At 66.2% G+C, this 13,619-nt stretch carries 9 protein-coding genes and 1 pseudogene; 3 read left to right on the forward strand and 7 right to left on the reverse strand.

Going from position 1 to position 13,619, the window contains the following annotated elements; genetic code table 11:
• Window positions 1-21 precede the first annotated feature (21 nt).
• Both U5A52_RS20700 and U5A52_RS20705 read right to left on the reverse strand, forming a co-directional pair.
• Entirely contained in the window at window positions 22-1,314 is a 1,293-nt protein-coding gene (locus U5A52_RS20700; protein ID WP_321912328.1) for an acetyl-CoA hydrolase/transferase family protein, read from the reverse strand.
• Window positions 1,314-2,219: an SDR family NAD(P)-dependent oxidoreductase gene (locus tag U5A52_RS20705; protein WP_321936136.1), complete on the reverse strand. Its 906-nt coding sequence runs from the start codon at window positions 2,217-2,219 to the stop codon at window positions 1,314-1,316. Before U5A52_RS20705 ends, U5A52_RS20700 begins: the two co-directional genes overlap by 1 nt.
• A gap of 307 nt (window positions 2,220-2,526) precedes the next feature.
• Here U5A52_RS20705 and U5A52_RS20710 point away from each other — a divergent pair, with 307 nt between their 5' ends.
• Window positions 2,527-3,429, forward strand: a complete 903-nt coding sequence (locus tag U5A52_RS20710) for a LysR substrate-binding domain-containing protein (RefSeq protein ID WP_321912329.1) — start codon at window positions 2,527-2,529, stop codon at window positions 3,427-3,429.
• 52 nt (window positions 3,430-3,481) lie between these two features.
• On the opposite strand, the gene U5A52_RS20715 is transcribed toward U5A52_RS20710, so the two are convergent.
• From U5A52_RS20715 to U5A52_RS20730, 4 genes are all read right to left on the reverse strand, one after another.
• Window positions 3,482-4,639, reverse strand: a complete 1,158-nt coding sequence (locus U5A52_RS20715; RefSeq protein WP_321936055.1) for an acyl-CoA dehydrogenase family protein — start codon at window positions 4,637-4,639, stop codon at window positions 3,482-3,484.
• 70 nt (window positions 4,640-4,709) lie between these two features.
• Window positions 4,710-6,242: a class I adenylate-forming enzyme family protein gene (locus U5A52_RS20720; RefSeq protein ID WP_321936056.1), complete on the reverse strand. Its 1,533-nt coding sequence runs from the start codon at window positions 6,240-6,242 to the stop codon at window positions 4,710-4,712.
• A 320-nt stretch (window positions 6,243-6,562) separates the two neighbouring features.
• The gene (locus tag U5A52_RS20725) at window positions 6,563-7,936 is read right to left on the reverse strand and encodes an MFS transporter (RefSeq protein WP_321936057.1); all 1,374 of its coding nucleotides are present in this window, start codon (window positions 7,934-7,936) and stop codon (window positions 6,563-6,565) included.
• 47 nt (window positions 7,937-7,983) lie between these two features.
• On the reverse strand, window positions 7,984-10,323 hold the full coding sequence (locus tag U5A52_RS20730; protein WP_321936058.1) for a cytochrome P450/oxidoreductase: 2,340 nt from the start codon (window positions 10,321-10,323) through the stop codon (window positions 7,984-7,986).
• A 162-nt stretch (window positions 10,324-10,485) separates the two neighbouring features.
• On the opposite strand from U5A52_RS20730, the gene U5A52_RS20735 reads away from it, so the two are divergent.
• Both U5A52_RS20735 and U5A52_RS20740 read left to right on the forward strand, forming a co-directional pair.
• A complete protein-coding gene (locus tag U5A52_RS20735; RefSeq protein ID WP_415774028.1) occupies window positions 10,486-11,382 on the forward strand; it encodes an IclR family transcriptional regulator in 897 nt (298 codons plus the stop codon).
• Window positions 11,383-11,679: 297 nt separating this feature from the next.
• Window positions 11,680-13,044 carry an NYN domain-containing protein gene (locus U5A52_RS20740; protein WP_321936060.1) on the forward strand — a complete coding sequence of 455 codons (1,365 nt, stop codon included), beginning with the start codon at window positions 11,680-11,682 and terminating at the stop codon, window positions 13,042-13,044.
• 294 nt (window positions 13,045-13,338) lie between these two features.
• On the opposite strand, the pseudogene U5A52_RS20745 reads toward U5A52_RS20740, so the two are convergent.
• Window positions 13,339-13,584: pseudogene (locus U5A52_RS20745) on the reverse strand (hypothetical protein); the annotation flags it as partial.
• Between the last annotated feature and the right edge of the window lie 35 nt (window positions 13,585-13,619).

The following is a 13,619-nucleotide window of genomic DNA, read 5'->3' on the forward strand; positions in this document are numbered from 1 at the left end:
TCGCTGTGCGCCTACACGGTGTCAAGCTGCGAGCGTGTGCCTTCGCGCGTGGTGCTCGGCGGCGAGTGGTTCGCGCCACTCGGGCGGTGCGATGGCGAGCATGCGCTCGACGCGCTGCGCGAGCGTGAGCCCTCGCAGGTCCGCCACGCCGTGCTCGGTGACGATCACGGCCGCGTCGCTACGCGGCGTGCTGACCGGCCCGGAAAGACGCGCGACGATACGGCTCCCGTGCCGCGTGCTCGCGGCGAGCGCAACGATCGCGACGCCACCGGCCGAGCGCGCCGCGCCGCGCATGAAATCGAGCGCCCCGCCCACCGCACCCACATAGCGGCCACCAGCCGCTTCCGCATTGACCTGCCCCGTTAAGTCGACTTCCAGCGCCGAATTGATCGCCACGAACCGATCGAGGCCGCCGAGCACGTCGATGTCGTGCGTATAAGCCGTGGAGCGGAACTGAATCCGCGCGTTGCGGTGCGCATGCGCGTAGACCTTGCGCGTGCCCATCATCGTGCCGGCCACGCTCACGCCTCGGTCCCGCGACTTCCGGGCATTCGTCACCACACCGGCTTCGATCAGGTCGACTACAGCGTCGCCGATGGTGCCGCTATGCACGCCCAGGTCGCGACGATCGTGCAACTGCGCGACGATAGCCTCGGGCAGCGCGCCTAGCCCGAACTGGATCGTCGCGCCGTCTTCGATCAGCGAGGCCGCATGTTGCGCGATGCGCCGCTCGGTGTCGCCAGCCTGCGTTGCCGGCGCTTCCAGCGGCGCGCGGTCGGTGTGGATCAGCGCGTCGAAGTCTTCGGCTCGCAACCTGCGCTCGCCGTAAGTCCAGGGCGCCGCCGCATTCACCTCCGCAATCACCACGCGCGCACTGTCGATCAACGGCACGAGATACTCATGCGCAATCGAGAGGCTGTAGCAGCCCGCTTCGTCCGCTGGAGCGACTTGCAGCAGCAGCACGTCAACGCGATTCGGGCCGCCAGTCAGCACGCTGCGAAACTGCGAGTAGTGACACGGCAGGATGTCGAGCACGCCCTCGCGTTCGAGCCGACGGTTCGTACCCGATGCGCCATAGGCCATGAAGTCGATACAGTCGGCAAACGCGGGATCGAGCGTTTCGGACCACGAAGCGCCCACGAACACGCGAAACCGACCGCCCATCGCCTGACGCTGCGACATCAGCAGCGCGGTGAGCGTGCACGGCTCCGCACCGCACTGGCCCCACGCAACCGTGTCGCCCGGACGCACGTACTGCGCGAAATCGAGCTGCGCGGCATCGACCTGGCGCGCCGCGCGCGGGCCGCGCATCATCAGACGGGGTCCCAGCTAAAGACGTCGGCCGACACGTCGAGCGTGTGGAACGACCTGCGCAGGGCCGGCATGGCATGCTCGGCAATCGTCTCCGGCGTCCAGCCCTCGCCGCGATGCACTGAACGCACGGGCCGCGGCTGGCTCATCAGGAAGATTTCGTTGTTGCGGACCGCGAAAATCTGGCCCGTCACATCGGCGGCCTGCTCGCTCGCGAGGTAGACGGCAAGCGGCGCGATCTTCGCGGGCGTCATCTGCTTGATCTTCGCAACGCGCGCTTCCTGCTCCGGCGAGTCGATCTTGATCGAGTTGATCATGCGGCTCCAGGCGAACGGCGCAATGCAGTTCGAGCGCACACCGAACTTTTCCAGATCGAGCGCGATGGATTTCGACAGGCCCGCAATGCCGAGCTTCGCCGCGCTGTAGTTGGCCTGCGCAAGGTTGCCGATCAGGCCGGACGTGGACGTCATATGCACGAACGCCCCACTACGCTGTTCCTTGAAGTGGTCGGCGGCGGCGCGCGAGACATAGTACGAGCCGTAGAGGTGAACCTTCAGCACGGCGTCCCATTCTTCTTCGCTCATCTTGTGGAAGAAGCGGTCGCGCAAAATACCCGCGTTGTTGACCACGCAGTCGATGCGGCCGAACACATCCAGCGCGTTCTGCACGATGCGTGCGGCGCCAGCGGCGTCGGCCACGCTGTCGGTGTTCGCGGTGGCCTGGCCGTCGAAAGCCTTGATCTCGTTCACCACGGCCTGCGCGGGACCGTCGTTATGGCCCTCGCCGGTAAGCGAAGCGCCCACGTCGTTCACCACGACTTTCGCGCCGTGGCGCGCCATCATGAGCGCGATATCGCGGCCAATGCCGCCTCCCGACCCCGTCACCACCACAACCTTACCGTCCAGCATTCGTTGCGTCGTCATCGTTTTCGCTCCTCCAGCCCGCTTTGCGCCGGGCGTTCATTCGATTTGAATCGTTATGCGGCAAGCTGTGCCGTTCGTGTTGCAGCTTGACGCATCGGGTACGGGTGCACAATTTGGATATGCCGAACGCCCGTTTCGGCCAGGATTAACCCGTACTATCGCTAATGGCGTGCATTGCGCTGCGGCGCAATAATGCTCGGAGTCCGCTCGTGCCCCGTGTCTTCTCGAACGAACGGGCAGGCAGACGCAGGCAGGAAAACCCGCAGGAACTGGAGTCACGGCACGTCAACCCATGCATTTCGATCTCGTCGACCTGAAGCTCTTCACCCACGTAGCCGAGGCGAGCAGCCTCACCCGCGGCGCGGAACGCGCGCACCTCTCGCTGCCCGCGGCCAGCACGCGTATCAAGAATCTCGAAGAACAGGTGGGCGTGAAGCTCTTGAGCCGCACGAGCCAGGGGGTCACGCTAACCGGGCCCGGCGAAACGCTGCTCGCACACGCGCGCCGCGTGCTCAAGCAACTCGAGCAACTCACGGGCGACCTGCAGGAGTATTCGCAGGGCGTGAAGGGCCATGTGCGCGTGTTTGCGAACACCACGGCGATGAGCGAATTCCTGCCCGCCGTGCTGCGCACCTACCTCATCAACCATCCCGACGTGTACGTGGATATTCACGAGCGTCTTTCGCCCGATATCGTGCGCGCCGTGCAGGACGGCACGATCGATATCGGCATCGTGGCCGGCAATGTGCGCACCGAGGGCTTGCAGGTGCTGCCCTACCGGCGCGATCGCCTCGTGCTCGTCACGGCGCTGAGCCACCCGCTCTCGCAAGCGAGCGAAATGGCATTTGCCGATACGCTCGACTACGACTTCATCGGGCCGCCCGAGGAAAGCGCGATTTTCTCGTTCCTCAAGCGTGCGTCGTCGGATTTGCAGCGCACCATACGCTGGCGCATCCAGATCGGCAATTTCGAGGCCGCATGCCGCATGATCGAAGCGAACATCGGCATTGGCGTGCTGCCCGAGGGCACGGCGCGCCGCCACGCGCAAACCATGTCGCTGAAGATCGTGCCTCTCACCGACGAGTGGGCCGTGCGCAAGCTGCAGATCTGCATGGCCGATCGCGACGCGCTGCCGCTGTTCGCGCGCAAGCTCGTCGATCTGCTCGTGGCTGACGGCATCGGCCGGCTCGAATAAGCCCGAATAAACCCATCAAGCGGCGCGCGTGCTGCGCGCCGCTGCCTCTTGCTTACCGCCCGCCAGCCGCGCGAATCATGTTGCGCGCGATGACGATCTGCTGGATCTGGCTCGTGCCTTCGTAGATGCGGAAAATGCGCACATCGCGGTAAAAGCGCTCGATGCCATAGTCGGACATATAGCCCGCGCCACCGAAGATCTGCACCGCGCGGTCTGCCACACGCCCGCACATTTCCGATGCGAACAGCTTCGCACACGCCGCTTCCGTACTCACGTTCTGGCCGGCGTCGCGGCGGCGCGCCGCGTCGAGCACCATGCAGCGCGCCGCATAGAGTTCGGTCTGGCTATCCGCAAGCATGGCCTGCACGAGCTGGAACTCGGCGATCTTTTCGCCGAACTGCTCGCGCTCCATTGCGTAGCGCAGCGCGTCGTCGAGCATGCGCTGCGCCACGCCCACGCAAATCGCCGCGATATGGATGCGCCCCTTGTCGAGCACCTTCATCGCCGTCTTGAAGCCCACGCCTTCCTTGCCGCCGATGATGTTTTCCGCGGGCACCTTCACGTCTTCGAAAATCACGTCGCAGGTATGCGCGCCGCGCTGCCCCATCTTCTTGTCGCGCTTGCCGAAGCTGATGCCGGGCGTTTTCGCGTCGACGATGAACGAGGTGATGCCGCCCGCGCGCGGCTCGTCGGGATTGGTGCGCGCCATCAGCGTGAACATGCCGGCCTGCGGCGCATTCGTGATGAAACGCTTGGTGCCGTTCACCACATAATGGTCGTCGCGCCGCTCGGCACGCGTCTTGATGGATGCGGCGTCCGAGCCCGCGCCCGGCTCCGTGAGCGCGAAGCTCGCAATGATCTCGCCGCTCGCAAGCTTCGGCAGCCAGCGGGCCTTTTGCTCCTCGGTGCCGTCGATCACGATGCCCTGCGAACCGATGCCCACCGTCGTGCCGATGATCGAGCGAAACGCGGGCGAGGTCTTGCCCAGCTCGAACATCACGAGCACTTCTTCTTCCATCGTGAGATCGAGGCCGCCGTACTGCTCCGGAATGGTCAAGCCGAAGAGGCCCATGGCCTTCATGTCGTCGACGATCTCGGCCGGAATCTCATCCGTTTCCGCTACGCGCTCTTCGTTCGGCACGAGACGCTCGCGCACGAAGCGCGCGACGTTGTCGAGCAGAACGTTCATCGTTTCCTGGTCGCGAATCATGGTGTATGTCCTGCAATCGTTGATCGGGCAGCACGGGGCCGCCCGGTGAGAGAGAAATAATCGGGAATGCTCAGCGAGTGCGCACGGCGCGTTTGGCCATTTCGCGCAGCGGCTGCTTTTGCAGCTTGCCGCTCGCCGTGGTCGGAATCATGTCGATGGTCACGATCTCCGAGGGACGCTTGTACGCCGAAAGCCGCTCGCTCAGGTAGTGGGCGAGATCGGCCGCGTCGATCGTCGCGCCCTCCTTCGCTTCCACGAAGGCCACGACTTCCTCGTTGCCTTCGGCGTCGCGCCGCCCCACCACGGCACTCTGGCGCACCGCCTCGTAGGTATTGATGACCGACTCGACCTCGATCGGATAGACGTTGAAGCCCGAGCGGATGATGAGGTCCTTCGAGCGGCCCACGATGAAGAGCGCGCCGTCGGCGTCGAGCCGCCCGAGGTCGCCGGTCTTGAGCCAGCCTTGCGCGTCGAGCACTTCGGCGGTCAGGCCCGGCTCGCGATAGTAGCCACGCATGACGCCGGGACCGCGCACCCACAGCTCACCCGGCTCGCCGCGCGGCGCATCGTGGCCGTCGGGTCCGACCACGCGCAGCTCCGCACCCTCGACGATCTCGCCCGAGGACACATCCTTGCGCGGACGGTCCATGCGCGTGATGAAGAGCGAGCCCGCGTACTCGGTCATGCCGTAGCCGTGATGCAGCGGCATGCCGAAGAGCGTTTCGACCTGCTGCTTGAGCGTGGGATCGAGCGGACCGCCGCCCGTATAGAGGTAGCGCAGACGCGGCGCATGCACCGCGCCGCCGTGCTCGCGCACATAGGCGACGATACGCGTGAAGAGCGTTGGCACGCCCTGAAGAATGGAGATTTCGGAGGCGTTGAGCGCCTTCACGACCTCCTCCGCCGAAAAGCGCGCCGCGAGATGCAGGCTCGCGCCCGCTTCGAACGTGGCGAGCAGCAACGTGGCGAGGCCGAAGATATGCGACATCGGCATGACCGCGTAGGCGCAGTCGGCCTGCGTCATGTCGCGCGAGGTGGCCGAGACATGCGCGAAATGCAGCAAGCCGCGATGCGTGGCCATCACCCCCTTGGGCTGGCCCGTCGTGCCCGACGTATAGATGAGCACCGCCACTTCGTGCGCGAGCGCTTCGGGTTCGCGCACGGCGTTGGAGTCGGGCGCGGCCATCATCAGCGGCCCGAGTCCGGCCGGAGCGATTTCGCGCGCGCGATAACGCACGCCATGACGCAGCGCGTCGGGCGACGCGCCGTGCGTAAACAGCATGAGACGCGGTCCGCAATGCGCGCGGATCGTCTCGATCTCGCGCTCCGAAAGCCGCGCGTTGACGACAGCCGGCCACGCGCCGATTTCCGAAAGCGCGAACAGCAGCGTCACCACGGCCGAACAATTTTCGGCCACGATCAGCACGCGGTCGCCCACGTCCACGCCCTGCTCGCGCAAAAACCGCTGCGCCTGCTCAACGTCGCTCCAGAGCTGCCCGAAGCTCGTCACCTTTGCTTCTTCGCGTATCGCCACCGCCTCGGGCGACACCTCCGCCCAGTGCCGCGCGATATCGCTGATCTTGCGCGCCGCTCGCCTCACCACTGTCACCTCCCGTCGTTGCTCTTTGACTGCGTACGGCGCGCCGTGGCACGCCGCATCGCGACAGGTATCAGTGTGGTTCAGGCGCGGCCTGCCAACAATTCGTTTTCGAGAAAGCCGGCATTCGTCTGCCGAGAAGTCGGAGTTGACCCCGATGACCGGGCGTTCACTCCTCGCTGGTTATGCGGGCGAAGCGCCTGCGGGCGCTCGCGCCGGCGCGCTCCGCGCACAGCCTCGCGGGCGCAGTCCACGCGCCGTCGCCGCCATGTCCGTGCGGGCGCCTAGCGGCTGCGAGCGCCGCCAGACGCAGGCGCTGCCGCCAGTCACTCCATCTGCGCCGCCGCACGCTCGCCTCCCATCGCGCCCCTGGAAGCGTTATTCGCCCGATGAATCGCCACGATGCCCGCGAGCGAGACACAGGCCGGCACGGCAGCCGCGATGAAGAGCGACGAGGACGACCATTGCAGGTGCAGAAGCGCGCCGCCGAGCACCGGGCCGACGACCGAGCCGATACGGCCCACGCCGAGGCTCCAGCCGATGCCGGTCGAGCGCAGCGAGGTCGGATAGTAGGTCGCGGCAAGCGCGTTGAGCGCCGGCTGGCCGCCGATGATCGTAAAGCCGGTGATAAAGATCGCGACGAACATCGCGGCCACCGAGACCATCACTGCCGGATTGCCGATCGCCGCCGTCGAGACGATGGCGATCAGGAACGTCGTGCCGAGCACGCGCGTAAAGCCCGCCATGTCGATGATGCGCCCGAGCAGCAGCGTGCCGATCACGCCGCCGCCCCACAGCGCCGTGCCTGCGAACACGGCGGTCTGCGTCGAATAGCCGGCGTCGCGGATCACGGTCGGCAACCAGTTCGAGAGGAAATACATGGCAAGCAGGTTCGCGAAGTTCACGACCCACAAAAGCACGGTCACCCGCGCGCGCCCTTCCTTGAACAATTCGACGAACGGCACGCCGCGCGAGCGCGTTTCCGTGGTCGTGAACTGCGCGCCCGTGGGCAGATGCAGGGCGGGCGCCACACGCAACAGATTGCGGCGCACACGTGCCTCGGTTTGCTCGCCGCGATTGCGAAACAGCAGGAACTGAATCGACTCGGGCAGCGCGAGCCACATCAGCACGCCGAGCACGAGCGGAATCGCCCCGCCCACGAAGAACACGGCGCGCCAGCCGAACGCCGGAATCAACGCCGCGGTGATGAGCCCGCCCACCACGCCACCGAGCGTAAAGCCGCACGAAACGATCATCATGAGCGTGACGCGCATGCGGCGCGGGCTGTACTCGCCTGCGAGCGCCATCGCGTTCGGCATGATGCAGCCGAGGCCAAGCCCCGCGACGAAGCGCCAGGCCACCAGCTCCGCGATCGAATGCGCGAAGCCCGTGGCGAGCATGCACGCGGAAAAGAACAGCGTCGCGCCGATCAGCACCGGCCGGCGGCCGATCTTGTCGGCGAGCGTGCTGAAGGTGAGCGAGCCCACCAGCATGCCGAAGAGGCCCGCGCCGAACACCGGCGAGAGCGTTTCCTTCGCAATGCCCCACTCGCGGATCACGACCGGCGCCACATATCCCATCGCCTGGACGTCGAACCCGTCCATGACGAGGCATAGCGCGCACAGCGTGACCACGAGCAACTGATACGGCCCGAACCGGCTTTCGTCGATGATGCCGGTGACCTCCACCGCCTTGTTCATGTTGTGTCTCCAATCCTTGTTTTATTGTCTCGATCGCGCTGCGGCGACTAGAGTTCGAGTACCAGCCGCCCGCTTTTCGCGCGCGAGCAGCAGGTCATCATGCGCGATTGCGTGTCGCGTTCGGCGCGCGTGAGCACCACGTCGCGGTGATCGATCTCGCCCGCCAGCACGCGCACCTCGCACGAGCCGCACAAGCCTTCTTCGCAGTCGCTTTGCACGTCGATGTTCGCGCGGCGCAGCGCGTCGAGCACGGTCTGGTCCGCGCCCACGTTCAGCACGAGCCCCGAGTCTTTCAACTCGACTTCGAACGCCTGTTCCTGCGCGGGGTCGAGCTTGCCGCCGGTTGCGGCGAAGTGCTCCACGCGCAGCGCGTCTTCTGGCCACGCCTCGCTGCAGGCTTCGAGCGCTTCGAGCATGCGTGCGGGGCCACAGGCGTACACGCGCGTCTGTTCGTCGACGCGCAGCGCGGCGAAATCGTTGCGTGTGCCCTCTTCCGATACGTGCATATGCAGACGTTCGCCATGCAGTTGCGCGAGTTCGTCGGCAAGCGCCATCGTCTTGCGCGAGCGTCCGCTGTAGTGCAATTCATAGTCGATGCCCAGTTCGCGCGCGCGGCGCGCCATGGCGCTCACCGGCGTGATGCCGATGCCGCCGGCAATGAAGATCGCGCGACGCCCTTCCTCGTCGAGCCGGAAGTGATTACGCGGGCCGCGGATCTTCAGGCGCATACCTGTGCGCAGCGTGTCGTGCACCCAGGCCGAACCGCCGCGGCTTTGCGTTTCGCGCAGCACGGCGATCTCGAATGCACGCGTGTCGGCGGGGTCCGAGCACAGCGAGTACTGGCGCGAGATGCCGGTGTCGCCACATTCCACGTCGATATGCGCGCCCGGCGCCCAGCGCGGCAGCGCGCCGCCGTCGGGCGCAACGAGCCGCAGGCGGACGATGCCTTCGGCCACGGCGTCCACCCGCTCGACCACCACGGGCCGCGAAAGCGCATGCGCCGAAGGCTCGCCAATGCGCACTGGAACGTGCGCGCCGAGCAGCGCCGCATTCGCGCGTTCCGGGTTCTGCGCGGGGTCCCATTCCACATACAAATGCTCAGGACCCCGGAACGACGTGTTGGGCACGTAGGTAAACGTCTGCTCGGCCAGACGCATGTGCGGCAAGCGGCGCGTGAACTCTTCGAGGAAGATCTGCATCTCCATGCGTGCGAGGTTCTTGCCCATGCACTGATGCGAACCGTAGCCGAACGTGACGTGATCGCTTGCGTTGTCGCGACGAATGTCGAACAGGTCGGCGTCCGCAAAATGGCGTTCGTCGTGATTCGCGGAAGACGTCACGATCAGCAGCTTCGAGCCCGCCTCAATGTCGATGCCGCCAATCTGCACGTCCTTCGTCGCGAGGCGCCGCCAGGCCGCCACCGACCCGTTGTGGCGCAGGCACTCTTCCACGGCGTTCGGAATGAGGCTCGGGTCCTCGCAGATCTCGCGCCACGCGTGCGGGTGCTGCAGCAGTAGCTTCATCGCGTTGGCCGTGGCATTGGCCGTGGTTTCGTGCGCGGCCACGATGCCCGCCATCATCATCGAATGCAGATAGGAGTCCGTGACGACTTCCGGATGGTCCTTCTGCTTGCGAATGCCGTACTGCATCCAGCCCGTGCCGTCCGGGTTCTGGCGCATCTTGTCGAGCACCTTGCCCGCGAACTGCCAGAAGTTGCCCACCGCGTGCGCGACTTCGACCTGCTCTTCGGGGCGCGGGCGGCCCCACGTATTGACCGTGTGCGCAATCGAGTACTTGCGCAGCAGGTCCATGTCCTCTTCAGGCACGCCCAGAAAATGCAGCGCTACGGTGAGCGGCACTTCCCAGAGCATCTCGTCGACGAGATCGGCGCGGCCTGCGTCGATGAAACGATCCACGTACTCGCGCGTGAGGCGCCGCACCATCGGTTCGTGGTGCTTCAGATGTTCGGGCGTGAACGGCTCCATCAGCACGCGGCGGCGCGGCATGTGGGCAGGCTCGTCTTCGTTCACGAGCGTGCGGTTCATGGCGTAGCCGTACGACTCCAGTACCGCGTTCGCCTCGGGGCCCGTGGGCGTGATCTTTTCGAGCGCGATAGAGGGCGAAAACGTGAGGTTGTCGCGGAAGATCGCCTTGATGTCGGCGTAGCGCGTGACCACCCAGTAGCCAAGCTGCGGGCTGTAGAACACGGGCTCCTGCTCGCGCGCCCAGCGCACGTACTCGGGCGGGTCCTGCTGGTAGCCGTCGCTGAACGGGTCGAATGCCGCGGCGTTGGCGCTGACCGGGCAGCGCGGCGCGGCGTTTCGCGCCTCGCCCGCTGCGTGGGGGAACGGGCAGCGGCCCGCCGACTGGGAAGATGTCTCGCTCATATGCCTCTCCTGCATCCTGCATGAATTACGTTTTGCGTAACTCTAGTACGCATTGCGTAATCGTGAGATAGGGGTTAACGTGCAAGCATGGCAGGCACTGTACTGCGCCTATGCGCCCTAAAATCCCGCGTGAACCCAACCGAACGTCCGTCCCCGCCCAGCATGGAAAGCAGGAAAACCACTCCCCGCCGCCCCGCGGCCAAAGCCGCCGAGGCCGCAGCAGCCACCACGGTGGCGGCCCCAAAAGTCGCGCGAGAAACGAAAGCCGCCGCACCGCGCGAACGCCGCCAGCGCGTGCAGTCCGCGCAAACCGGCATGGCCGTGCTGAAGGGGCTCGCGCGCCTGGGCGGCCGTGCGAGCCTCTCGGGTCTCGCGGCTTGCGTGGACGAGAGCCCCGCGAAAGTGCATCGCTACCTCGTGAGCCTGATCGAGGAAGGTCTCGTCGCGCAGGACACCGCCACCCAGCAGTATCGGCTCGGCGTCGAGGCGATGATGATCGGCGTGGCCGCCATGCGTCAGGCCGATCCGGTGCGCATTGCGGAGCCTGCGCTCGTGCGCCTGCGCGAGACGCTCGAAGTGACGTCGTTCGTCGCGGTGATGGGCAACAAGGGGCCCACGATCATCCGTTTCGAGGAGCCGGGGCTGCCCGTGACGGTCAACGTGCGGGTGGGGTCGGTGATGTCGCTGCTATGGTCGTCCACGGGCCGCGTCTTCCTCGGCCTGCTCGACGACACGCGCGTGCTCGCGCAAGCCGAAGAAGAACTCGCGCACGCCGACGCTTCGTTGCGTGCGCAACTGAGTGCGAGCGACCCGATCGGCACGCTGCGCCGCGACGTGCAGGCGGCGCGCTGCGCAAGCGTGCGCGATACGAATCTCAAGGGCATCAGCGCCGTTTCGGCGCCGCTCTTCGATCACACCGGCAAGCTGTGCGGCGCGCTCACGGTGCTGGGCGCCACGGGCGGCTTCGACGCGACGCCCGAGGGGCCGAACGGGCGCGCCGTGCGCCGCGAGGCCCAGGCTGTGAGCGCCCTGCTCGGCTATGTGGCGCGCGGCGCTTAACGTCCACCGTCGTCGAGTCGTTTTCGGTTTTTTGCCGCTATGGGGCTGGGAGCGCTTGCGGCTTTGGGTACCCTGCCGATCCGGAAAGCCAGGGCGGCGTAACGCTACGAATGCGCTGTGACGCTTACGTGAAAAAGGGGTTTTACGACCGGGTGTTCGAAAATAGTTGCCAAGAACCATGCTTGGCGCACACAACTAACTCGTTCGAAGGGAGCGGCGCCGCTATCGCGATTCCCGGCCTGCCGCGGTTCAACCGGCTATCATGTGAATTCAACGTAGATGGAACGAATCAATCACATGGCTTCCCCACAGGAAAACGTCAGCATGGCGGTGTTCTGCGACTTCGAGAACGTCGCGCTCGGCGTGCGCGACGCGAAGATCGACCGCTTCGATATCCAGCCCGTGCTGGAGCGGCTCTTGCTCAAGGGCAGCATCGTCGTGAAGAAGGCTTATTGCGACTGGGAGCGCTACAAGGGCTTCAAGGCCGCGATGCACGAGGCGAGCTTCGAACTGATCGAAATTCCGCACGTGCGCCAGTCGGGCAAGAACTCGGCCGATATCCGCCTCGTCGTGGACGCGCTCGATCTCTGCTATACGAAGTCGCACGTGGACACCTTCGTGATCGTGAGCGGCGACTCCGACTTTTCGCCACTCGTCTCGAAGCTGCGCGAAAACGCCAAGAAGGTGATCGGCGTGGGCGTGAAGCACTCCACCTCCGACCTGCTCGTCGCCAACTGCGACGAGTTCATCTTCTACGACGACCTGGTGCGCGACCTCGTGCGCGATCAGCAGACTCGCGGCAAAGGCAAGCACAAGGACGGCGGCGACGCGAAACGCCAGGGCGGCGAAGAACGCCAGCCGAAGCAGGACGGCGAAGAGCGCAAGTCGAAGGCCGTTACCTTTGCGATCGAAACGCTCGACGCGCTCGTGCTCGAGCGCGGCGAAAGCGGCAAGATCTGGGCCTCGGTGCTCAAGAGCGCCATCAAGCGCCGCCGGCCCGACTTCAACGAAACGCGCTACGGCTTTCGCGCATTCGGCAATCTGCTCGAAGAGGCGCAGTCGCGCGGCCTGCTTGAAGTGGGCCGCGACGACAAGTCTGGCACCTGGGTGTCGCGGCTGAACCCGCCGCCCCTCCCGGCGCCCGCCGCCAGCGTGCCGGCGCCGGAAAGCCCGGCGCCGCGCACCGAGGAGCCGCGCGGCAGGCGCAAAGGCCGTCGCAATGGCCGCGGTGGCGGCGCGGCGGACGCGCGCGAAGCCGCGGTCGAGCAACCGGTCGAGACACAAGGCGAGATTCCGTTCGAGCCGGTCCAAGCGCATGCAGCGCACGGCCACGAAGCCGCGCCGCCCTTCTTCGCCGAGCCATTCGACGCGAACGAGCGTGACCACGCGCCGCAAGCGGCACACGACGCGCCCGTGACGCCCGAACCGGTGGCCGATTTCGAAACCGTCGAGACCGCCGCGCCCGCCCCCGCGCGAGCGCGCAAGACGGCTGCGCGCAAGAGCCCCGCGCGCAAGAAGACTTCGAAGAAAGCCGCCGAACCGGCGCCGAGCGCCGCGGACGAACCAGCGAGCGCTGCCGCTACGCCGGCCGAGCCCGCCGCCAGGAAAGCGCCCGCGCGTGCACGCCGCACACGCAGCAAGGCCGCCGCGGAAGAAAACTGAAAATAGGCTGAATATCGCACCGCGCACGCCGCTCAAGACGGGCGGCGCGCGGCGCACCCATCATTCGCCGAACGGGTTCGCGGGCCGCTTGCCCTTGGCCGGCGGCGATTCGTCGCTCGCGGGCGTGGCACTTCCAAAAGGATCCTGCTTGCCCGACGGCTTCGCGTCGCCAAACGGGTTCGCAGCCGAAGCGGGCTTCGCCCCGCCAAACGGATTCTGCGCGGCAGCGCGCTTCGCCCCGCCGAACGGATCGCGCGCGTCGGGCGTCTCGCCGGCATCGTCCTCTACAGCTTCGTCCTGTGTCTCAGTGAGGTTGTACTCGGAGCGCATCTGCTCCAGCACGCGCGCCACGCTCGCCTCGAAGCCTGCCGCGTTGTGAAAGTGCTGCATCGTCCAGTTGCAGCCGCTGCGATCGGGCGCTTGAAGTTGCGGACGCGGCACGCCGATCTTCACGCCGTCTTCGACCACCTCCTGCAGCCGGTGGATGCGCCGGTGCACCTCCTCTTGCAGCCGCGAAGCATTGAGCGTCTTGCGCAACATTGCGAATCTCCTTTCCTGTACGCGTCACGTCGCGC

Origin of the sequence: Paraburkholderia sp. J8-2, assembly GCF_905220195.1 — a bacterium.
Lineage (GTDB): Bacteria > Pseudomonadota > Gammaproteobacteria > Burkholderiales > Burkholderiaceae > Paraburkholderia.

Bases quoted from the DNA above. Each gene is read 5' to 3' on its own strand.
- U5A52_RS20700 (WP_321912328.1), bottom strand. From the start codon at position 1,314: ATGATGCGCGGCCCGCGCGCGGCGCGCCAGGTCGATGCCGCGCAGCTC.
- U5A52_RS20705 (WP_321936136.1), bottom strand. From the start codon at position 2,219: ATGCTGGACGGTAAGGTTGTGGTGGTGACGGGGTCGGGAGGCGGCATT.
- U5A52_RS20710 (WP_321912329.1), top strand. From the start codon at position 2,527: ATGCATTTCGATCTCGTCGACCTGAAGCTCTTCACCCACGTAGCCGAG.
- U5A52_RS20715 (WP_321936055.1), bottom strand. From the start codon at position 4,639: ATGATTCGCGACCAGGAAACGATGAACGTTCTGCTCGACAACGTCGCG.
- U5A52_RS20725 (WP_321936057.1), bottom strand. From the start codon at position 7,936: ATGAACAAGGCGGTGGAGGTCACCGGCATCATCGACGAAAGCCGGTTC.
- U5A52_RS20730 (WP_321936058.1), bottom strand. From the start codon at position 10,323: ATGAGCGAGACATCTTCCCAGTCGGCGGGCCGCTGCCCGTTCCCCCAC.
- U5A52_RS20735 (WP_415774028.1), top strand. From the start codon at position 10,486: ATGGAAAGCAGGAAAACCACTCCCCGCCGCCCCGCGGCCAAAGCCGCC.
- U5A52_RS20740 (WP_321936060.1), top strand. From the start codon at position 11,680: ATGGCTTCCCCACAGGAAAACGTCAGCATGGCGGTGTTCTGCGACTTC.